General features: G+C 59.2%; 22 protein-coding genes. 10 read left to right on the top strand and 12 right to left on the bottom strand.

The window, feature by feature from the left end; genetic code table 11:
- Positions 1-348 carry a hypothetical protein gene (locus F8N44_RS19195; protein ID WP_150651399.1) on the bottom strand — a complete coding sequence of 116 codons (348 nt, stop codon included), beginning with the start codon at positions 346-348 and terminating at the stop codon, positions 1-3.
- Positions 349-487: 139 nt separating this feature from the next.
- Between F8N44_RS19195 and F8N44_RS19190 the strand changes: the two genes are divergently transcribed.
- Both F8N44_RS19190 and F8N44_RS19185 read left to right on the top strand, forming a co-directional pair.
- The gene (locus F8N44_RS19190; RefSeq protein WP_150651398.1) at positions 488-1141 is read left to right on the top strand and encodes a COG3650 family protein; all 654 of its coding nucleotides are present in this window, start codon (positions 488-490) and stop codon (positions 1139-1141) included.
- 97 nt (positions 1142-1238) lie between these two features.
- Entirely contained in the window at positions 1239-2852 is a 1614-nt protein-coding gene (locus tag F8N44_RS19185) for an NAD(P)/FAD-dependent oxidoreductase (RefSeq protein WP_150651397.1), read from the top strand.
- Between the two features lie 147 nt (positions 2853-2999).
- Here F8N44_RS19185 and F8N44_RS19175 read toward each other — a convergent pair whose 3' ends face one another.
- Positions 3000-4094, bottom strand: coding sequence for a PLP-dependent cysteine synthase family protein (locus F8N44_RS19175; RefSeq protein WP_150651396.1), 1095 nt, complete (start codon positions 4092-4094; stop codon positions 3000-3002).
- A 250-nt stretch (positions 4095-4344) separates the two neighbouring features.
- On the opposite strand from F8N44_RS19175, the gene nhaA reads away from it, so the two are divergent.
- From nhaA to F8N44_RS19145, 6 genes are all read left to right on the top strand, one after another.
- Entirely contained in the window at positions 4345-5532 is a 1188-nt protein-coding gene (gene nhaA, locus F8N44_RS19170) for a Na+/H+ antiporter NhaA (protein WP_150651395.1), read from the top strand.
- 122 nt (positions 5533-5654) lie between these two features.
- Positions 5655-5924 (top strand): hypothetical protein, encoded by a 270-nt coding sequence (locus tag F8N44_RS19165; RefSeq protein WP_150651394.1) that lies wholly within the window; start codon positions 5655-5657, stop codon positions 5922-5924.
- Positions 5921-6661 carry a zeta toxin family protein gene (locus F8N44_RS19160; RefSeq protein ID WP_093438742.1) on the top strand — a complete coding sequence of 247 codons (741 nt, stop codon included), beginning with the start codon at positions 5921-5923 and terminating at the stop codon, positions 6659-6661. Before F8N44_RS19165 ends, F8N44_RS19160 begins: the two co-directional genes overlap by 4 nt.
- Positions 6662-6850: 189 nt before the next feature.
- Entirely contained in the window at positions 6851-8038 is a 1188-nt protein-coding gene (locus F8N44_RS19155; RefSeq protein WP_150651393.1) for a colicin E3/pyocin S6 family cytotoxin, read from the top strand.
- Positions 8035-8265, top strand: coding sequence for a hypothetical protein (locus F8N44_RS19150; RefSeq protein ID WP_150651392.1), 231 nt, complete (start codon positions 8035-8037; stop codon positions 8263-8265). Before F8N44_RS19155 ends, F8N44_RS19150 begins: the two co-directional genes overlap by 4 nt.
- Positions 8262-8519: a hypothetical protein gene (locus F8N44_RS19145; protein WP_150651391.1), complete on the top strand. Its 258-nt coding sequence runs from the start codon at positions 8262-8264 to the stop codon at positions 8517-8519. The genes F8N44_RS19150 and F8N44_RS19145 overlap by 4 nt, the downstream gene beginning before the upstream one ends.
- Positions 8520-8581: 62 nt before the next feature.
- On the opposite strand, the gene F8N44_RS19140 is transcribed toward F8N44_RS19145, so the two are convergent.
- Positions 8582-9046, bottom strand: coding sequence for a glycine zipper 2TM domain-containing protein (locus F8N44_RS19140; protein ID WP_008086349.1), 465 nt, complete (start codon positions 9044-9046; stop codon positions 8582-8584).
- A gap of 180 nt (positions 9047-9226) precedes the next feature.
- Between F8N44_RS19140 and F8N44_RS19135 the strand changes: the two genes are divergently transcribed.
- Positions 9227-9463 carry a hypothetical protein gene (locus F8N44_RS19135; protein ID WP_150651390.1) on the top strand — a complete coding sequence of 79 codons (237 nt, stop codon included), beginning with the start codon at positions 9227-9229 and terminating at the stop codon, positions 9461-9463.
- A 5-nt stretch (positions 9464-9468) separates the two neighbouring features.
- Here F8N44_RS19135 and pdxH read toward each other — a convergent pair whose 3' ends face one another.
- The 5 genes from pdxH to dinG all read right to left on the bottom strand — a co-directional run bounded on the left by pdxH (position 9469) and on the right by dinG (position 17418).
- Complete coding sequence (gene pdxH, locus F8N44_RS19130; RefSeq protein WP_016986574.1) at positions 9469-10116, bottom strand: pyridoxamine 5'-phosphate oxidase; 648 nt, start codon at positions 10114-10116, stop codon at positions 9469-9471.
- Between the two features lie 24 nt (positions 10117-10140).
- The gene (locus F8N44_RS19125; RefSeq protein ID WP_150651389.1) at positions 10141-11247 is read right to left on the bottom strand and encodes an OmpA family protein; all 1107 of its coding nucleotides are present in this window, start codon (positions 11245-11247) and stop codon (positions 10141-10143) included.
- A 113-nt stretch (positions 11248-11360) separates the two neighbouring features.
- Positions 11361-12506 carry a serine hydrolase domain-containing protein gene (locus tag F8N44_RS19120; protein WP_150651388.1) on the bottom strand — a complete coding sequence of 382 codons (1146 nt, stop codon included), beginning with the start codon at positions 12504-12506 and terminating at the stop codon, positions 11361-11363.
- Positions 12507-12697: 191 nt separating this feature from the next.
- Positions 12698-15178 (bottom strand): beta-galactosidase, encoded by a 2481-nt coding sequence (locus F8N44_RS19115; protein WP_150651387.1) that lies wholly within the window; start codon positions 15176-15178, stop codon positions 12698-12700.
- Between the two features lie 95 nt (positions 15179-15273).
- Positions 15274-17418, bottom strand: a complete 2145-nt coding sequence (gene dinG / locus F8N44_RS19110; RefSeq protein ID WP_007918588.1) for an ATP-dependent DNA helicase DinG — start codon at positions 17416-17418, stop codon at positions 15274-15276.
- A gap of 100 nt (positions 17419-17518) precedes the next feature.
- Between dinG and F8N44_RS19105 the strand changes: the two genes are divergently transcribed.
- Complete coding sequence (locus F8N44_RS19105) at positions 17519-17983, top strand: DUF2269 family protein (RefSeq protein WP_150651386.1); 465 nt, start codon at positions 17519-17521, stop codon at positions 17981-17983.
- Between the two features lie 205 nt (positions 17984-18188).
- Here the strand turns inward: F8N44_RS19105 and F8N44_RS19100 are convergent, their stop codons facing one another.
- The 4 genes from F8N44_RS19100 to F8N44_RS19085 form a co-directional block, all read right to left on the bottom strand.
- Entirely contained in the window at positions 18189-18947 is a 759-nt protein-coding gene (locus F8N44_RS19100; RefSeq protein WP_150651385.1) for a collagen-like protein, read from the bottom strand.
- Positions 18940-19221 carry a DUF1145 domain-containing protein gene (locus F8N44_RS19095; RefSeq protein ID WP_038358130.1) on the bottom strand — a complete coding sequence of 94 codons (282 nt, stop codon included), beginning with the start codon at positions 19219-19221 and terminating at the stop codon, positions 18940-18942. The genes F8N44_RS19100 and F8N44_RS19095 overlap by 8 nt, the downstream gene beginning before the upstream one ends.
- 163 nt (positions 19222-19384) lie before the next feature.
- Positions 19385-20107, bottom strand: coding sequence for an OmpA family protein (locus tag F8N44_RS19090; RefSeq protein ID WP_150651384.1), 723 nt, complete (start codon positions 20105-20107; stop codon positions 19385-19387).
- A 91-nt stretch (positions 20108-20198) separates the two neighbouring features.
- Entirely contained in the window at positions 20199-20894 is a 696-nt protein-coding gene (locus F8N44_RS19085; RefSeq protein ID WP_150651383.1) for an OmpA family protein, read from the bottom strand.
- Positions 20895-21090: the final 196 nt, after the last annotated feature.

The raw sequence follows: 21090 nt of genomic DNA, 5'->3' as shown, positions 1-21090 counted from the left end.
TTACTCGATCAAAGTCGGTAACAGGCTTTTGGCAACAGGGCGCGGTATCACGATCCTGAGCAGCCCACCAAGCTCCGAATGCACTGTAGTTGTTGAAATGTGCTGGCCATTGATCGACAGGTTCAATGGCTGGCCCAGCGCCTCACGACTGATTGCCTTGGCCCGGGCGGTCGCTTCGGGAGTCAGGGTAACGGAAAGCTGAGCAAAGTCCGGATGGGCGCCCTGATCATCCTTGAGCAGGATTTCCATCCTTGCGAAATCAGCCGCTGAGGAAAAATTCAGATCGGCAGCCTGGCTGGTGCCAGCGCATGACGTTACCAATAGCAGTATCGCGACCTTCCATTGCATTGAGTGCACCTCGATCCATTAAACCAGACAAGCGCAAGACTATGCGGCGACCCATTGCCCAACTCAATGGTGGCCAGACAAACCTTGTGATCGGCACTCAGCCTCAGTAACGTGGCGGCACTTGTCTGGAGAGCCGAAGATGCGTGTTGCCCGTTCGTTAGTCGTTGTTGCCCTGCTGCCGTTGTTCGCCGCTTGCCAGTTGTTCGATGGCCAGCGAGAGAGTGCCTCGCACGTCGGGCAGACGCGGATGCAGGGGCAACTGACCGCCGCTGACGGCAAACTGGTGTTTCAGCCATGTCAGGATCAGCGTCAACTGGTGGTCAATGACATCGGTGGCACCAGTATTCTGCAAGAGGCCGCTACCCTCGCCGACGAGCAGGGCAAACTGTTTGCCGATGTTCGCGGCAAAGTCGCCGGTGATCGGCTCGATCTGACACAGCTGTATCGCGTCGAACGCTCCGGCACTGCCTGCGATGACCCGAACTTCAAACTGCTGATCCTGCGTGCCGCCGGCCATGGCCCGGAGTGGAACGTCAAAGTCAGCGGCAAAGGCATGGTCATCGACCGCGAAGGTCAGCCGCCACTTGCCGTGCCGTATATTGAAGATCAATTGGGCGATGGCCGCTTCAATCTGAGCAGCGAAGCCAACAATCAGCGCATCGAATTGTGGGTCGCGCCGCAACGCTGCGTCGACATCAGCACCGGTAGCGTCCAGCACATGAGCGCCGAGTTGCGCATCGACGGCCAGGTGCAGCGCGGTTGCGGGTATTTCGGCGGATCGCGCAACGACTGAGCGTTTTAGCCTCACAGGATCCGGCCTTTGCGGCTTATAATCGCGGCCTTCAAACGCCCTGGCGCAGTTGTGCGCCCCGCGAACCCGGATCCTCGCCATGTTACGAATCACTGAACTCAAGCTGCCAATCGACCATCCCGAAGAAGACCTGCGCGTTGCCATCGTGCAACGTCTGGGCATCGCCAGCGATGATTTGCTCGATTTCACCTTGTTCAAGCGCAGCTACGATGCGCGCAAAAAGTCCTCCGAACTGTGCTTCATCTACACCATCGACCTCAACGTACGCGACGAGGCCAACGTGTTGGGCAAGTTCGCCGATGACCGTAACGTCAACGTGGCGCCGGATGTCAGCTACAAATTCGTCGGTCAGGCGCCGAGCGACCTGAGCCAGCGTCCGATCGTTGTCGGTTTCGGCCCGTGCGGGATCTTCGCCGGCCTGCTGCTGGCGCAAATGGGCTTCAAGCCGATCGTCCTCGAACGCGGCACCGAAGTCCGCCAGCGCACCAAAGACACCTGGGGCCTGTGGCGTAAAAGCGTGCTCAATCCCGAGTCCAACGTGCAGTTCGGCGAAGGCGGCGCGGGGACGTTCTCCGACGGCAAGCTGTACAGCCAGATCAAGGATCCGAAGTTCCTCGGCCGCAAAGTCCTGCACGAGTTCGTCAAGGCCGGTGCACCGGAAGAAATCCTCTACGTCAGCAAGCCGCACATCGGTACGTTCCGTCTGACCGGCATGGTTGAAAACATGCGCGAGCAGATTCGCGAACTGGGCGGCGAAGTGCGCTTCCAGGAACGCGTCACCGACGTGCTGATCGAGGACGGCCAATTGGTCGGCGTACAACTGGCCAGCGGCGAAACCCTGCATTCGAAACACGTGGTTCTGGCCCTCGGCCACAGCGCTCGCGACACTTTCCGCATGCTCCACAGCCGTGGCGTGTTCATGGAAGCCAAGCCGTTCTCGGTGGGCTTCCGCATCGAACACCCGCAATCGCTGATCGACCGTGCACGTCTGGGCAAATACGCCGGGCACCCGAAACTCGGCGCTGCCGACTACAAACTGGTGCACCACGCCAAGAACGGCCGCTCGGTCTACAGCTTCTGCATGTGCCCGGGCGGCACCGTGGTCGCGGCGACTTCCGAGCCGAACCGCGTGGTCACCAACGGCATGAGCCAGTACTCGCGTAACGAGCGCAATGCCAACTCCGGCATCGTTGTCGGCATCACCCCGGAAGTCGATTACCCGGGCGGCCCGCTGGCTGGGATCGAGTTGCAGGAGCGTCTGGAATCCCACGCGTTCATTCTGGGCGGCAGCGATTACAAAGCGCCGGCGCAATTGGTCGGTGACTTCATCAACGACATTCCTTCGACCGAGCTGGGCGAAGTCGAGCCGTCGTACAAGCCGGGTGTGGCGTTGGGCGATCTGGCCTTGGCGCTGCCGGATTTTGCCATTGAGGCGATCCGTGAAGCGTTGCCGGCGTTCGAGAAGCAGATTCGCGGTTACTCGCTGCACGACGCGGTGTTGACCGGGATCGAGACGCGTACTTCGTCACCGCTGCGCATCACTCGTAACGAAACGCTGCAGAGCATGAACGTGAAGGGCTTGTTCCCGGCCGGTGAAGGCGCGGGTTATGCGGGCGGGATTCTGTCGGCGGGTGTTGACGGGATTCGCATTGCAGAAGCCGTGGCGCGCGACATCCTCGGCCTGACTGACTAATTATCTGAAGTAACTCAAATCCATGTGGGAGCGACGGTGCGACGATTCGACCTGCTCGCGAAAGCGGTATTTCAGTCAACGATGATGTTGAATGAGATGACGCCTTCGCGAGCAACCTCGCTCCCACATTGGTTTCTGCGTTCGCCTTTAGATATTGGCGCGTAGCACTGAGGTCGGCAGCGCCTCACCGCGCTCGGCACTCGCCGTCACCGCCTCGATCAATCCCGCCAACTCATACCCCTGCGCCTTCAGCCAATCCTGATCGTAATACGTGTCGGCATACCGCTCGCCACCATCGCACAAGATCGCCACGATCGACCCCGACTCCCCCGCCGCTTTCATCTGCTGCGCCGCCATCAAGGCGCCAATCAGATTGGTCCCGCTCGACCCACCGACGTGCCGTCCCAGACGCTGCGCCAGATAATGCATGGCCGCCAGCGACAAGGCGTCGGGCACCTTGACCATCGCATCGATCACCTTGGGCAGAAACGAGGCCTCGACACGCGGCCGGCCAATGCCTTCAATGCGCGAACCGCAATCGAGACGCAAATTGGCGTCGCCGGTCTGGTAGTACTCGAAGAACACCGAACGCTCGGCATCCGCGCACAGCACGCGGGTGCAATGCTGGCGATAGCGCACGTAACGACCGAGCGTTGCGGTGGTGCCGCCAGTGCCGGGGCTGGAAATCAGCCAGCTCGGTTCCGGATGTTTTTCGTAGCGCATCTGCTGGAAAATCGATTCGGCGATGTTGTTGTTCGCGCGCCAGTCGGTGGCGCGCTCGGCGTAGGTGAACTGGTCGATGAAGTGGCCGCCATGTTCGCGGGCCAGGCGTTCGGATTCGGCGTAAATCTGCGTGGGATCTTTCACCAGATGGCTCTGGCCACCATAGAAAGCGATCTGTGCAATCTTCTCTTTGGACGTGGTCGCCGGCATCACCGCAATAAACGGCAAGCCCAGCATCCGTGCAAAGTACGCCTCGGAAATGGCTGTAGAACCGCTGGACGCCTCGATCACCGGCGCGCCGGGTTTCAGCCAGCCGTTACACAAAGCATAGAGAAACAGCGAACGAGCCAGACGGTGCTTGAGGCTGCCGGTCGGATGGCTGGATTCATCCTTGAAATACAACTCGATGCCCGCAAAACCCGGCAGCGGCAAAGGAATCAGGTGGGTGTCGGCGCTGCGCTGAAAATCCGCTTCGATGATGCGGATGGCTTCGCGGGCCCACTGTCGGTTGTCGCTCATGGTGATGGTTCTCGTTGAATCGGCAGGAGATGAATCTGTTCGAAAGGCTCACTTATCAGCTTAGGAAAATTCCGATAGCGCGCACAGATACAGCTGAGTCTCAATGTGTCAGACAACTGCTAGGCTCAGCGTGGCTTGAGCCAGACACCTTGTAACGCCATATAACAAAAAAGAATATAACTTTTGTTTTAACAACTAACAGTACGGGTTAGGGTGTCCCACCTTTTTGACGATTCGATGGAGAGCGACCTTGCCTCTGCGTAGCACTTTCACGCGTTTCTTTCAGTTGGAAGCTGCCAGCGGTCTGTTATTGATCGCCGCAGCCATCCTGGCCCTGATTATCAACAACTCGCCACTGTCGTGGCTGTACACCGGCCTGCTCGACACCCCGGTGGTGGCGCAGATCGGTGCGTTGAAAATCGCTAAACCCCTGCTGCTGTGGATCAACGACGGTCTGATGGCGATGTTCTTCCTGCTCATCGGCCTGGAAGTGAAGCGCGAAGTCCTCGACGGCCAGCTGTCGAAACCGTCGCAGATCGTCCTGCCCGGCGCCGCAGCGATCGGCGGCATGCTGGTGCCGGCGCTGATCTACTGGTTCCTCAACCGCGATAACCCGGCAGCCCTCGACGGCTGGGCGATCCCGACTGCCACCGACATCGCCTTCGCCCTCGGCGTGCTGGCCCTTCTCGGCAAGCGCGTACCGGTGTCACTGAAGCTGTTCCTGATGACCCTGGCGATCATCGATGACCTCGGCGCCATCGTGATCATCGCGATTTTCTACTCCGGCGAACTGTCGACCCTGTCGCTGGGTCTGGCGGCAGCGTGCATCGCGGCACTGGTGGCGATGAATCGCTTGGGCGTGGTCAAACTCGGGCCGTACATGATCATCGGTTTGATCCTCTGGGTCTGTGTACTCAAGAGCGGTGTCCACGCGACGCTCGCCGGTGTGACATTGGCGTTCTGCATCCCGCTGCGCACGAAAAACGCCGAACCGTCGCCGTTGCTGACTCTCGAACATGCGCTTCACCCGTGGGTGGCCTACGGCATCCTGCCGCTGTTTGCCTTCGCCAACGCCGGCCTGTCGCTGAGCGGCGTCACCGTGGAAAGCTTCACCCATCACGTACCAATGGGCATTGCGGTAGGCCTGCTGCTGGGCAAGACCGTCGGCGTGTTCGGCCTGACCTGGCTGGCGGTCAAAACCGGCATCGCCGCGCTGCCCCAAGGCGCCAACTGGGGTCAGGTGCTGGGCGTGGCGATCCTCTGCGGCATCGGCTTCACCATGAGCCTGTTCGTTGGTTCGCTTGCGTTTGAACCGGGCGTGAGTGATTACGCAGGCATGGACCGGATGGGGATTTTGACCGGGTCGATTCTCGCGGCGTTGATTGGTTATGCGGTGACGGCGGCGGCGAGTCGCCGGAATACTCTGCAAAACGCTTGAGACGCATTTTTCTACAAAAGTCGAGGCCCTTCTATCCAGAGGGGCTTGGCTCTGAACCTCGCAAGTGTGCTATATCTTTGATCGACAGCCGCACCTTCTCAGCACCGATTCTGGAGTCATCCATGTCACGTAAAGCAGAAAAACGCCCAATGACGGACGATCAGATTTCCATACAGGAGTCTCGGATTCCGGACATCGCTCTGAAGGCATTCAGCAACGCCTACAAAATGGCGCTCGCCAATGGCGCTGCAGTGCTCGTTGCTAAAGATGGTCAGCTATTTGAAGTGACAGAGAAGAGTTCCGTTGTTTTGCGCACAATCGGTACCTATGGAAACCTGAAAAGCGGCACCCGCCTGCAAATCAACAAATCCTCGAAACAGGTTAATTCTTGAGCACACCGAGAATACGGATATTCGCCGGCCCGAACGGGTCAGGAAAAAGCACCTTCAATCGACTGGTTCCCGCACATTTGCTGGGAAACTACATAAATCCTGATGACATAGAACGTTCAATCAAAGATACAGGGTATTTTGACTTCACCTCCTATCGCATCGAAGCTCACAAAGAAGACATCTTTGAATTCTTTCGTGAGCACGCTCTACTCAAGAAATCCCCTCACTCATTGGCAAAGCTGGATTCCCTGACAATCGACGGTGAACGGCTTAGCTTCGCAAATACTGTAATCGACTCGTACGTCGCATCAGCCCTTTCCGACTTCATACGAAGATCTTTGATCAAAGAGCGAATCAGCTTTACGTTTGAAACTGTCATGTCGTCCTCTGACAAGGTCAAACTGCTCGCCGAAGCTCATGCTTCCGGTTACCGGGTTTATGTTTACTACGTCGCTACCGCCGACCCTCAGATCAACATTGCCAGGGTTGCGTATCGTGTTAAACAAGGTGGGCACAGCGTTCCTCCTGAAAAGATAGAGGCGCGGTACTGGAGATCTTTGGAGCTTCTGTCTGATGCCATCCTGACCTCCAACAGAGCCTACATTTTCGACAACTCGGATGAAGGTAGCGAAGGCCTCACGCAGATTGCGGAGATCACCGATGGCGAGCTGATTGAGATCAAATCAGATACTCAGCCACCTTGGTTCAAAGAGTTCGTGCTCGACAAATTACTGTAGTGCGCTGAACAAATTTTTCCTGCGGGCTCAGTCCTCTGAGTCTCGAACAACAGCCTATCTACAGATCAGCATCCGTCGAACAATCCCTACGTCTTTAGAGACGCGTCCTACAGCCACCATTTTCCTGCTTCGTTAACGTTGCGCAGCCCTTTGCGAAGGGCTGTCGATGGATGAGCGAAAGGACGATCAGTGGCTGGCAACAAGGACATTCCCCGGGTTCAAAACCCACCGCAAGGCGACGGGCATCACGTCACCTACCGCTACATGACGGCCACGGAATTGGCCGAGCGCGAGGCCAGACAAAACGCTTACGACGCCATGCTGGCCCGACAGGATGCTTTCGAGCGCAGCCGTGAGGTGGCGGTCAAAAAAGCCGATCCTGTTCGCGCTGGCTGCGTATTCGCCAAGTCCTGCAAATTGCCGGATGCGATTATCGATTACTCCAATCCCTCGGGGATGGTGCCGACTGACAGCCTGAAGGATTACGGCGACCTGATCCTGCTGGGCGCGCGTGAGGCCGATGAGAACGGCGCAGTTCCTCTCAAAAAAATCGGTGCAACGGCCATCCCGGCAGGTTTCGGCAGTTTTGCGTTGGCGGGTTCAACTTTCAAAGCACTGCCCACCGTTATATCCACCGCAGTGGTCACGCCATTGGTGACTCTAGTGGCGCTGGTCATGCCATCGAGCCTTGGCGACAGCGCGCTCTATACCGACGAGCAACTGCGTGGACTCGAACAGGCGCGAACGCGTGTTCGGTTGAGGGTCGAACAGCAGGCCGACGGCAGTCTGAAGGGCTACGGCTTCTACACCGGCAAGAATCGCGATTGGGAAATGGTTGATGTCGTGCAGTTCAAGTTGCGTGGCAGCCAGTTCATTGCTGACTTGGGCGAAGGTGTAGAACTGATCTGGACGCCTGCTGTAGATGGCTCGGACATCCTTGGTATTCCCGCGCTGGAGGCTGCACCGCAGGCACCGCACATCTGGGTGTACCCGCCGACAAAAGCGGCGGATGGAATTCTGGTCAATCCGGTTTATCCGCCGGAGTACCGGGATTTTATTCTGGTTTTTCCACCTGGCTCGTTGGTTCAGCCGGTATATATAGTCTTAAACGTTCCAAACGATTTCAAATACCACCCCGCCCCTGCTTCGCTGCCGGCCTTTCCAGACGCAAAACCTGCACCACTGAAAACCTCCGTTCGCGGTGGAGGAAAAAAGCGAAGACGTTGGAAAGATGCATCGGGGAAAATTTATGAATGGGACTCTCAGCATGGCAAGGTTGAGATGTACACCAAGCAAGGAAAACATCTTGGAGAATACGACCCGAAAACAGGGGAACAAACAAAGCCTGCCGATTCCACAAGGAGAGTAGAAAAATGAAGCATGTAATAGAGGTATTCGATCGAAAGACTGAGGATTTGCTCCTGACCGTAGAGATCGCGGCGCATCACGAGGAAGCATTGAAGGCGCTGATGAACTGGCAAGAACCTGAAGATGAGTTCGATGGCTCTGATTTAGACGAAGAGCAGATCAAAGTTTTGGAGGACTGGACTGGAGAAAAGCTCTTGGACGCAAATCACATAGTTCAGTTGGTGTGCATCGAATGACTTACGGCAATTTCAAGCTCAATCACACCGTCGAGGCATTTAATAAACGCACAGATCGGTTGGTTTTCGAGATCCCCGTTCCCGATGGAAACATTGAGCGGCTCAGAATAATCATGCATTGGGTCAACCCCGAAGACGAAATCTTTGGTTATGACCTCGACCAAGAGCAGATAAAGCAATTGGAAGCTTTAATCGGTCGAGCTTTCTACGACTCTAAGTACAATTTTCAAATGGGTTGTCATGGAAGCGAGTAAATTTCCTAAAAAAACCCCGACCAGTCACCTGATCAGGGCTTTATTCAACAACTCGCTATCGCTTAGTGCGAAACGCGGCTGGTCCCGCCAACGGTGGAGATGCGCACGCGCTCGCCAACGCGGAACACTTCATTCTCCTGAACCTGCTGCACATAGGCACGCATGCTGCCGTCGTCTTCACGCACGGTGATTTCCACACCTTGCGTACGAGTCAGGCCTTCTTCCGTGGCCGAACCGATCAGACCACCCGCCACCGCACCGATAACCGCGGCAACGATGCTGCCCTTGCCGCCGCCGATGGCGCTGCCGCCGACGCCGCCGACTGCTGCTCCGGCGATGCCGCCGATCGGGGTCTTGGTGCCTTCGATTTTCACCGGGCGCAGGGATTCGATGGTGCCCATGCGAATCGTCTGCACGCGACGCGCTTCGTCACGGGAGTAGGAGTCACCGGTCAGGCTCGATTGGCAGCCGGTAAGCAACATCGCCATCGTGGAAAAGGAAGCAACCAGCAGAACAGACTTACGCATAGCATCAACTCCAAAGAAACATATAGTCATTAAACTCCGTGGCTTGACGCCTGTCACGACTCAGCCCGGATAAATTGGCTTTCATTCAGGCGCGGTACAGACGCCTGCACGCTTTCCCTGACATAGCCCCTACAGTAGCGCCAAATTGCCAAATCTGCGCCACCGACACCAAGGATTTTCATGGATTACTTCATCATCGTCGTCACCACTGCCGCCGGTTTGTACTTCCATTGGTGGTTGTACGTGCGGATCAAACGCTGGATGGATCGCGATCTGGCGCTGTCGCTGGCTGGCAAAGACGAAGACAAACGCGCCTTCATGCTCGAACAACTGGCTCGCGCTCAGGCGCAGAAGATCAAGCGCCGGGATCTGCCGAAGTGGCTGGAGGCCGCTGCGGCAAGCTATCCCGCTCGGTAGACTGCTTAAGGTGCCAGACGTTCAAGAATCCAGTCGGCGCCCTGCACACGGTAGTTGAGGCGATCGTGCAGACGGCTCGGACGGCCCTGCCAGAATTCGATGCGCTCAGGCAGCAAGCGGTAACCGCCCCAGTGTTCCGGGCAGTCGGGCTGAGTATCGGAGAAGCGCTGCTCGGTAGCCTTGAGCAAATCTTCCAGTTCACCGCGTCCGTTGATCACCCGGCTCTGCGGTGATGCCCAGGCACCGAGACGGCTGCCCAGCGGACGCACCTGATAATACGCATCGGACTCCGCGGGAGTGACCTTGACCACCCGCCCTTCGATGCGCACTTGGCGTTCGAGGGTGGGCCAGAAAAAGGTCATGGCGGCAAATGGATTGGCCGCCAGGTGCTGGCCCTTGGCGCTGTCGTAGTTGGTGAAGAAGGTAAAGCCCTGCTCGTCCAGGCCCTTGAGCAGCAGAATGCGACAGTGCGGTCGCCCATCCTGGTCGACCGTGGCCAGGGTCATGGCGTTGGCTTCCACCGGTGCCTGTTCGGTTTTCACCGCGTCAGCGAACCACTGGTGGAACAGCGCAAACGGCTCGGCCGGGGCTTGCGCCTCGGTCAGACCATCCCGGGTGTAATCACGACGCATATCTGCCAGAGCCTGGGTCATGGCGCATTCCTTTTCGTTAGCGGATCACTTCTTGGTGGCATCGGTCGCGGCGACTTTCTTGTCGGTCGCGGCGGCTTTGGCTGGTGCAGTTTTCTTCGCTGGGGCCTTGGCTGGAGCTTTTTTCGCCGGAGCCTTGGCAGCGGCTTTCTTGGCCGGAGCCTTTTTGGTTGCCGGAACAGCAGCTTTTTTCGCCGCAGGAGCCGGGGTTACCGGTTTGGCGGCGGGCTTGGCGTCCTGCGCAGCAACCATGGTCACTGGCTTCGGTGCCGGCATGTTGTACTTGCTCAGCAGGGCAACCATGGTGTTCTGCGGGGTCACCAGCAGCTCAACGCGACGGTTCAGGGCACGACCCTCAACGCTGTCGTTAGCGGCTCGCGGCGCTTCGGAACCCATGCCGCGCAGCATCAGGCGATCACGCTGCAAGCCGCTGAGACGGAAGATCGCCGCAATGGACTGGGCACGCTCCTGGCTCAGTTTGATGTTGGCAGGCGCGGCACCACTGGAATCGCTATGGCCAAGGACCAGCACGGCAGTTTTCGGGTCGGCTTCAAGGATTTTCGCCACTCGGGTGAACGGGCCGAGGGTGACCGGCAGCAGCATGGCTGGACGATCCGGGTTGAACGAGCCTTCGACCGGTGCCGTCACGACCAGCACGTTTTCACGGCGTTCGAGTTGCAGATTGCTGTCCTTGACCGCTTCACGCAGACGCGGCTCGTAGTCGTCGAGCCAGGCCTGGGTCACTTTCGGATCCGGCATCGGCACAGCTTTGGTGGTGGGTTGATCCTTGCCGCCGAACGGCCACCACCATTTGCCACCCGCGTCGGCGTCAGCTTTGGCAACGGCTACCGGCTTTTTCGCTTCCGGAGCGACTTCCGCCTTCATGTCGGCTTTGACCGCTTCATCATCGGAACCGAACGGCCAGTACCACGGACTGCTGCTTTCAGTCTTGGCCACAGGTGCAGTGGCCGCAGGTTTCAGCGGGGCGGGGGCCGGAGCCGGCTCTTTGGCCGCAACCTTGTCGGAAGAACCGAACGGCCACCAACTGCCGCCGTCCGCATCGTTTTTCGGGGTCTGTGCACAACCGGTGATCGCTACACACAGGGCCAGGGCGAGGGTCTTTTTAGATGACATTGAAAATCCACAAAATGAAGTAATGAAAAATCAGAGCACTTTCGCCCGGATAAACAGCCGTTTTGAAACGAAAAACCGCTTGAGGTTCCGACCCTGGGACCTCGGATGCAACTTTACAGACAAGTGGCAAGCACCCGCGCGAGCTTCTGCGCGCGCGGATCCATCAAGACGTACGGCCCAAGGGTATTTGTCACAAAACCGAAGGCGACATCATGCTCAGGATCAGCAAAACCGATGGAACCGCCCGCGCCGGGATGACCAAACGCCTTGGGGCCGAGGCCATAAGTGGCGTTGGGCACGTCCGGTTGATCGAGCATGCAGCCCAGACCGAAACGGGTCTGGGTCAACAGTGTCTTGTCTTCGCCGAGGCTGTGTTCGCGGGTCAGCTCTTCAAGCATGTCGCTTTCGAGCAAACTGCCGTCGAGCAAACCAGCGTAGAAACCGGCCAGACTGCGCGCATTCCCGTGGCCATTGGCCGCCGGTTGCTGCATGCGTCGCCATTCCGGTTTGTTGGTGCTGGTGAGCACTGAAGGTGGGTTGGTAAAAGCGCGGGTAGTCATCGCGGTGGGCTCGCGCATGGTCACCTGCAGCAGACGTTGCGCGGCGGCATCGCCAGCGTTGCCCTTGCCGCGCGCGATATGCGCCACGCGATGGAATTCCTCGTCAGCCAGACCGACGTGAAAATCCAGACCCAAAGGTTTGGCGACACGAGCAACGATGGACTCACCCGGCCCACGACCGTCGGCGCGGCGCAGCAATTCACCGATCAACCAGCCGTAAGTGATCGCGGCGTAACCGTGGCCAGTACCCGGCGTCCACCATGGCGCTTCTGCCGCGAGGGCATCGACCATGGTTTGCCAGTCATACAGTGCTTCCGGCGCCAGCAATTCACGCAGGGCTGGCAGACCGGCCTGGTGGCAAAGCAATTGGCGCAGGGTCACGGATTCTTTGCCGGCGGCGGCGAATTCCGGCCAGTAGCGCGCAACCGGAACATCCAGTTGCAGCTTGCCTTCGCCGACCAGTTGCAGAGCGGTGACAGCAGTAAAGGTTTTGGTGCAGGAGAACAGGTTGGCAATGGTGTCGCTGTGCCAGGCCTCAGTGCCGTCCTTGTCGGCAGTGCCGGACCAGAGGTCGAGGACGGTTTCTCCACCGACCTTGATGCACAGGGCTGCGCCGCGTTCCTGGGGATCGTCGAACAGTGCGGCGAAGGCTTCGCGCACCGCTTCGAATTGAAGCTCGTAATGTCCCTGAATCTGCACCCGCAACTCCCCCGCGAAAACGCTCTACAAAGTGGCCCGCATTGTTCCAGCCCTTGAGGGATTTGGGAACAGCTGCGGGCCAGACGGTTAAAAGCCAAGTCAAAAGATCGCAGCCTGCGGCAGCTCCTACAGAGAAACGCGTTCCCTTGCAGGAGCTGCCGCAGGCTGCGATCTTTTTAGAGCATCACAAGTTAGTGACCATTGCCGGAATGACCACCGGCATGCCCTGCCCCCGGCCCTTTACCGGCCTCGCCCTTGCGCCCGCCTTCAGCCTCATGCCCTGCTGCGGCGGCCGCTTTCTCAGCCTCTTTGCCAAGCTGATCAATGGCCTGCAAATTGCTTTTGCGCACTGCCTCGACAAAACCCTGATACGGCAGATCCGTCACCCCGACCAGACCAAAGTGACCATTCTCGCCATCGAGCAGACGCCCGGTCACCGGTTGATCGAGATACTGGAACCAATGCACGCCGACAATCGATGGTTCGCTCAAGGCCTGCTTGAGGAAGTTGGCGTAAGCCGGGCCGCGATCTTCTTCCTTGGCCACTGGCGTGACGCCGCCCCAGAACGGGCCACGATCCGCTGAGCCAAAGTTGAATTCGGTGATCATTACCGGTTTATCCAAAGCCCCCAAAGCAGCAAAGTCATAACCATCCTGCGGTTTGAGCGTGTACATATTGAAGCTCAGCACATCGCAATACTGCGCGCAGGACGCCACGGCTTCCGGCGTACTGATGGCGAAACGGCCGCCAAGCAGCAACTGGTTCGGCGCGTGCCATTTCAGCGAGTCGGAGATGGTTTTGAAGTAGGTATCGGCGAAAACTTTCTGGAAGTATTTGAAGTCAGCCTCGATTTCCGGGTGCTCCGGGTTCGGCAGCGGCGGTACAAAGCCCGGATCTTCCATCAATTCCCACGCGGGCAGATCAATGCCCCACGCTTTCGACAGCCCGGCCTGATTGCGGTACTTGTCGCGCAATTGCTTGAGGAACGCACGCTTGGCCGGCACGTCGGTGGTCATTTTCAGCGTGCCATAGGCCAGCGCGTAGCGGGATTTCGGATCATCGCCGGGACCGGCCCACGCCAGCTCATTGTCGGCGTAGTAGCCGATCAGCCATGGATCGTCACGGTGATCGCGGGCAGCGATGGCGACGGCGCGCTCGGTGGCCATGGCGAAACGCGGATCGAATGGATCCGGCATACCGCCCCACCAGTCGCTGCCAGTGCTGATGCTGGTGTAGTCGCCGACGATCGACAGCGGCAAGGTGTACGGCACACGCTCGGCATCACTGAGCGAATCTGCACTCCAGTTACCGACGGTGTTGAAGCCCCAGGCTTGCAGGCGATCGAGGGTGTGACCGGTCCATCGCTGTTCATCGATGCTTGCCTTGCACGGCGGAGCAGCGTTTTCGCTGGTTGCTTGCACTGCGTCAGTCTGCGCGGCTTCGGCAACTCCGGACTTCGGTTCAGCGGGTACAGCAGCAGGCTGCGCGGCTTTTACGGCGGCGGTTTCAGCGGCCTCGGATTTAGCCGCTTCTGCCACCCCGGACTTGCTCTCACTGTCCGCTTTACAAGGGTCACCGTAGACACGTTGCAAGTTGGCGCCATAGAAGTCATACCAACGCCCGTTTCCATAACCGCGGCCCTGATCGACGCCGTTGCCGCCACGGTTGTCACCCTCGCCAAAATACTTGGCCAGTGGTTCTTCCGGCTTAGGCAGAGATTCGAACATGTATTCACGCCCGGCCACGTAGGTCTGGTTGACCTGCGGGCTGACGGTGTTCACACCCAGCGAGTAAAACGGGTGACCTTCAGGCGTGACCAGATACCAGCGACCATCACGCTTTTCGGTGCGGAAGAAACCGCTGGCCTTGAAGGCCGGGCCTTTGTTCCAGCCGCCAAATTTGTCCAGCGAAGCCTTCTCGCGCTCGGCCAGCCAGGTTTTCAGCTGCTGCTGTTCCTTGGCGGCAGCGGATTTCAGTTGTTCGTCATTGGCGACTTTTTCCGGCCACTTGCTGCGGGTCGACTGCCCGTAGGCGTCGACCAGACTGCCGTACACTGCCTGGTTGACCGCTTCGCCGTCCTGCACGCCAAAACGCTCGAGCAGTAGGCTCTGGGCGACTTTCGGCTGATCCATCGACAGGCTCACCGAGACCACTTGGCTGCGATCGATTTCGCCGCTGCTGGCGGCCAGCAGGATCCGCTGACCATCGACTGTCATCGGCATTGGCGGCCCGGCTTTCATGCCTTGGCTCAGCGGGCTAGACGCCACTAGCGGTACCAAAAGGGTTTGCGCAGGGCCGGCCGGCAGGTCGACGCGGCTGACCAGCGTGCGGCCGTCATTGCTCTGGATCTGCACGTAGACCGTTAGCGCCCAGTCCATTGCGCTCTGTAAGCGCAGGGTCATCATTCCCGATTGCGACCAGTCCCACGCGCCGGTTTGCGGAGTCAGGCGCAACGTCGGGCGGGCCACCGGGTTGAAGGTCACCCGGCGCAGCACTTCGCCCTCAGGCGTTTGCTCGGCATTCGCTTGCGGCAGATCAGCATTCTCTGTGGCGATTTTCACCACGTCGGCAGGACGAACAAAGTTGAACAGGGTCTGCTGACCCGCAGGCGCCGCGAACAGCGGCGTGGCGAAGATCAAGGCAAATACGGCAGGCAACGAACGGCGGATCATAAGAACGGAGTTCTCCCTAACGACCAACAATGGCCAATGGAAAAGCGATGGCAGAGAGATAGACAACACGGCGGGCAAAACTGCCCACCGTTGTCTCAGGATATTTCACGACGGAAAGGAGGCAACGCATTGAGGATCGCCTTGCCGTAGCGCTGGGTGACCAGCCGCCGATCCAGCAAAGTGATGGTGCCGCGGTCTTCTTCGGTGCGCAGCAGACGCCCGCAGGCCTGCACCAGTTTCAGCGAGGCATCGGGCACGGAGATTTCCATGAACGGATTGCCGCCACGGGCCTCGATCCACTCCGACAACGCCGCCTCGACCGGATCATCCGGCACCGAGAACGGGATCTTGGCAATCACCACATGCTCGCAATAGGCACCCGGCAAGTCGACGCCCTCGGCGAAACTGGCCAGACCGAACAGCACACTGGAATCACCGCCATCGACCCGCGCCTTGTGCTTGTTCAGGGTTTCCTGTTTCGACAGGTTGCCTTGAATGAACACTTGCTTGCGCCAGTCGCGGTCCAGACCGTCGAACACGTCTTGCATCTGTTTGCGCGAGGAAAACAGCACCAGGGTGCCGCGTGAGCCTTCGACCAAGTCCGGCAGCTCACGGATGATCGCTGCCGTATGAGCAGCGGCATCGCGCGGGTCGGCCTTCAGATCGGGCACGCGCAACACACCGGCATCGGCGTGATGGAACGGGCTCGGCACCACGGCGGTGACGGCTTTTTTCGGCAGACCCGCACGCATGCGAAAACGGTCGAAAGTGCCCAGCGCAGTCAGGGTCGCCGAGGTTACCAGGCAACCATAGGCAACGTTCCACAGGCTGCGACGCAAGGTTTCCGCCGCCAGAATCGGGCTGGCATTGACCTCGATGTCGAACAGCGAACCGCTTTCGGCCAGGGTCAGCCAACGCGCCATCGGCGGGCTGTCTTCCGGGTCTTCGGCGGTGAACGCTGTCCACAGTTCCCAGTTGCCCGAGGCACGGGACAACAGGCTGCCAAACAGCGGATACCACTCTTCGGCCTGATTGCTGGCGATGCCGATGTTGACCTCGCCGTCCATGCCTTCCTTGAGCAGGTCGGTCAGGCGCGTGAACAGATCGTTGAGACGGGCAAAGCCTTTTTTCAGCTCAATGCCCATTTCGCGCATGTGCTCGGGAATCACCCCGGCGACGAAGCGATGACGCGGCCGCTCACGGCCCTCGACGTCTTCGCCGGGTTTGAAATCGGCGACCTGCTCGCAGGCGCTGAACATGAACTGCTGCTGGGCCTTGATCTCGCGCGCCAGCTCCGGCACCTGCTCGATCAATTTGCCGAGGTCGCCCGGTAGCGGATGTTGGGCCAGCAGTTTGGTGAGGTTTTTTGCAGTGGTTTCCAGCCAGTCGGCAGTGGAACGCAGGCGTGTGTAGTGAGCGAAATGGCCGATGGCCTTGTCCGGCAGGTGGTGCCCTTCGTCGAACACGTAGATGGTGTCGCGCGGATCCGGCAGTACCGCACCGCCGCCCAGCGCCAGGTCAGCCAGGACCATGTCGTGGTTGGTGACGATGACGTCAACCTTGCCCATGCCTTCGCGGGCCTTGTAGAAGGCGCACTGGCCGAAGTTCGGGCAATGACGATTGGTGCACTGGCTGTGATCGGTGGTCAGGCGCGCCCAGTCGGCGTCTTCCAGCGCATTCGGCCAACTGTCACGGTCGCCGTCCCACTTATTGCCCGCAAGCTTTTCGATCATGCTAGTGAAGAGCTTCTGACTGGCCTCGTCGACCTCGATCTTGAAGCCTTCTTCTTCGAACAGCTGGGCGGTGGCGGTTTGCGCGTGGCCTTCCTGCAAGAGCATGTCGAGTTTGGACAGGCACATGTAGCGACCACGACCCTTGGCCAGGGCGAAGCTGAAGTTCAGCCCACTGTTGCGCATCAGGTCGGGCAAATCCTTGTAGACGATTTGCTCTTGCAGGGCCACGGTCGCGGTGGCGATGACCAAGCGTTTGCCGGCCAGTTTCGCGGTCGGGATCGCGGCCAGGCTGTAGGCAACTGTCTTGCCAGTACCGGTGCCGGCTTCCACCGCAACAATCGCGGGGTCGCCACTGCGCCGGCCTTCGTCGTCGGTGTCGATATCCCCGAGGACTTTGGCGATTTCAGCAATCATCAGGCGCTGGCCATAACGCGGTTTTAGGCTCTTGGCCTCTAGAAAACGCGAATAGGCGCCCTGGATCGTGGTTTTGAGTTCAGTGCTGATCATTGAGTGTCGGGCGCAAAAAAACGCTGGATAAATTTTCAGTGGTTTGGATCGGCGGCTATCATACCCCGCGAATCGATCCTGCGCAGAACGGAGTAACCCAATGACACTTTTTAGCCTCGTCTACCCGCTGCATGTCTTGTCCGCCCTGGTCTGGGTCGGCGGCATGTTTTTCGCCTGGATGGTCCTGCGCCCGGCGGCTGTGAAGGCCCTCGACGGCCCAGCCCGACTGACCTTGTGGGTGGAAGTGTTTCAAGGTTTTTTCCGTTGGGTCTGGGTTGCGGTGATCCTGTTGCCGATCAGCGGCGTGGGAATGTTGCATTTGCAGCAGGTCGGCTTTGATACCGCGCCGAAATATGTGCAGGTGATGATGGGGCTGTATGTGGTGATGACGGCGCTGTTTATCCGCATTCAGGGGTTGATGCTGCCTGAGCTGCGTAAAGCGGTGGAAGCGAAGGACTGGCCGGCGGGTGCGGCGGTGTTGGGGCGGATTCGCCGGGTGGTGGGGCTTAATCTGATTGTCGGGCTGGTGCTGGTGGCGATTGCGGCGGCAAGGCCGATGATCTGAAGATGGGGTAAAGATCAAAAGCCCCTCACCCTAGCCCTCTCCCGGAGGGAGAGGGGACTGAATGTGGGATATTTGTGGGATACGCCGACTTGAAAGAGCGGTTTTGAATCCATAATCGACTCGGAGTTTCAGGTCGATGTATAACGCCAGACATCTCGGTCGGCCCCCTCTCCCTTTGGGAGAGGGCTGGGGTGAGGGTCTGCCTTTACAGGCGCTGCACAGTCACAGCCCCCGCTGCCCCCACTGGCCCAGGCTGTCCATCCGCCCCGGCCTTGCCGTTCTTGCCGCCATCAGCGCGGTACACCAGGCAGCCCTTGGACTTGCCGCCCTTCCCTGCCCTGCCGCCAACACCCGCCGGGCCACCGGCACCGCCCGCGACATTGACCTTGATCAGCTCGGCCGGAAACTCGCGTGGCACTTCAAGGCGCACCAGCGCACCCGGTGCGCCCGGTTGGCCGTCACTGCCGTTACTGCCATCAAAACCGTGCCCGGCCGAGCCATAAGTGCAGCCCGGGTCTTCGCCATTACCGCCATCGAGGCCGACAAACCCCGGGGCACCGGTGCCGCCACGGGCATCGACCAACAGTTGCGGCGCGTTCAAGGCCTTGAATTGCAGATTCAGATTGCGCCCGGCACGGGCGGCTTTTTCATAAGTACCCGGTGCACCCCGAGCAGTAATCCGGCTGCCATCGCTCAGCTCTGCACGAACGACCTTCATCTCCAAAGCGTTTTCGCTCGGAACGATCGCGATACGGGCTTCATGGCCAAGACGCAACTCGCCCACGGTCAGTTCGGTCACGTTGGCAGGAATCAGCAACGTGCCGTAATCGGCTACTTCCAGTTTTTCCAGCTGCAACGTGCTGGCCGTGTTGGGCAAACGCATTAGCGAATTGGTTTCAACGCTGACCACCTGGGCACAGGCCAAAGGGCTGATGAATGCAGCGAGCAGGCAAAGTTTACGCATGGGAAGAAGCCTCCGGAGCGGCCGGGGCCGGGATGGATTGCAAGTGGAATACGCCGAACAGCAGGATGCGGCCACGGTCACGCCAAGGGTGCGGACGGCCTTTGAGGCTGCGATTGCACAGCAGCACTTCGAGTAGATGAATCAGCAACAGCAGGCCGCCAGCCAGATTGACCAGCAGATGCAGCGGATGTACGAACGGCACCAACTGATTGGCCAGCACCACGCAGCAGAACAGCAGGGTCAACAACCGCCCCAGCCCCCAGAACACTTTCATACGCTCCCCCGTGTTGCGAATTATTCTTTGGGCGCACAGTAACGGCTTCTGCGGGGGATAAGCCAGAGGCACAAATGAAAAAACTTCGCTGCGCCGCCAAATGGCTGCCGGAACGACTTTGAAAATCGTCCGGCAGCTCTAGCCTGCGCCCTACAGAGGCGTCCTAGCGATTGATATGCAACTCCACGCGACGATTCTGCGCGCGCCCTTCATCGGTTGCGTTATCGGCCACCGGTTCACTTTCTCCGCGCCCTTCGCTGGTGAGCTTGTTCGGCGCCAGCCCCTGACTCAGCAAATACGCCGCGACACTGCTCGCCCGACGTTCCGACAACGCCTGGTTATACGCATCCGAACCTTTGCTGTCGGTGTGGCCGATGACCTTGATGCTCACCACATCGGCATTGCGCAGCTTGTCCATCAGCGTATCGAGCTGGGCTTTGGCCGCCGGGGTCAGGTCGGACTTGTCGAAATCGAACAGCACGTTGCCGGCATCGCTGAGGGTGATGACCTCAGTTTGCGGTACAGGCTCCGGCACTTTTTCCGTGACCGGGTACTGCGGCAGCGGGCAACCACGGTGATCGACCGGGGTGTTTTCCGGGGTATCGGGGCAACGGTCACGGCGGTCGAACACGCCGTCGCCGTCTTCATCGCCGTCCTGGGCATAACAGATCAGTCCGCCGGTAAGGATCCCCAGCGCTGCGCCGCCACCGGCCCAGCCGCCACTTTCGAGGGCGCCAAGGCCACCACCGACCAGCCCGCCAATAAGGCTGCAGATCGGCCACGTACGTTGATTGAGGGGTGCAGTGCCATCGCTGTGGGTGGCGCAACCGGTGAGCAAGCTGCCTAGCAGCAGCACCGGCAAGACGGACCTTGAGAAAACAGTCATTGTGAAAGCTCCTGTGTCACCGGCCCATACCGGTTACACAGGAGTAAAGACCCGCATCCGCGACTGCACAAGCTGCGGATGCGAGAGGGGCTCAACGCTGGATTTTGATTTCGGTACGACGGTTTTGCGCACGACCGTCAGCGGTTTTGTTATCGGCAACAGGCTGGCTTTCACCCAGACCGGACACCGAAACGAAGCTGGCGCGCGGCACACCTTGCTGGATCAGGTAATCCACCACCGAATGCGCGCGACGATCCGAGAGTTTTTTGTTGTAGGCATCGCTGCCCACACTATCGGTATGACCGGTCACGGTCAGTTGCGCCGTCGAGGATTCCTGTTTCAGGCGGGTGGCGACCTTGTCGAGTACTTGCTTGTCAGGGCCGGTCAGCGTGGCTTTGTCGAACTGGAAGTGCACATCACGGATAACAATGGTTTCTTCCTTGACCACTACAGCTTCTTCGACCACGGGTGCAGGCACTGGTGGAGGGCAACCATCAGCGTCGACCTGTACGCCTTTAGGCGTGCCCGGGCACTTGTCGCGACTGTCCGGCACACCATCGCCGTCCTCGTCGCCATCACCGTGTACCCAGCAATAGGCCGCTGCCGTACCACCGACCAGCAGCGCACCGTAGCCGGCCCATGCCGAACTTTCGGTGGCGCCGAGACCGGCACCGACGACACCACCGACCGCCGCACAGGTCGGCCAGTCGGTTTTCTGCAAACCTGCGCAACCAGTCAACACACTGGTTAGCAGAATCAAAGGTAATGCTGTCCGAACTATGCTCATCTGGTTTTCTCCTGAGGGATCGGCTTAAAACCGATTCAGGGAGTAAAGACCGGAGTTTTAATCTCCGCCAGCAATAGGCCATGCCTGTTTGCGACCGTGTTCACAGGACTTTGGCGCAATAGTCGGTAACTGACGGAACTGGGCTCTTTGCCGACATCGTCAGGCAGGCTAGTCTTGGCGGTCTGATTGAGGAGCC

The sequence above is a fragment of the Pseudomonas fluorescens genome (genome assembly GCF_902497745.1).
In the GTDB taxonomy this organism is placed as follows: Bacteria; Pseudomonadota; Gammaproteobacteria; order Pseudomonadales; family Pseudomonadaceae; genus Aquipseudomonas; species Aquipseudomonas fluorescens_BM.
The sequence above is the reverse complement of the archived record's forward strand: the minus strand, read 5'-3'. Positions and strand labels throughout refer to the sequence as shown.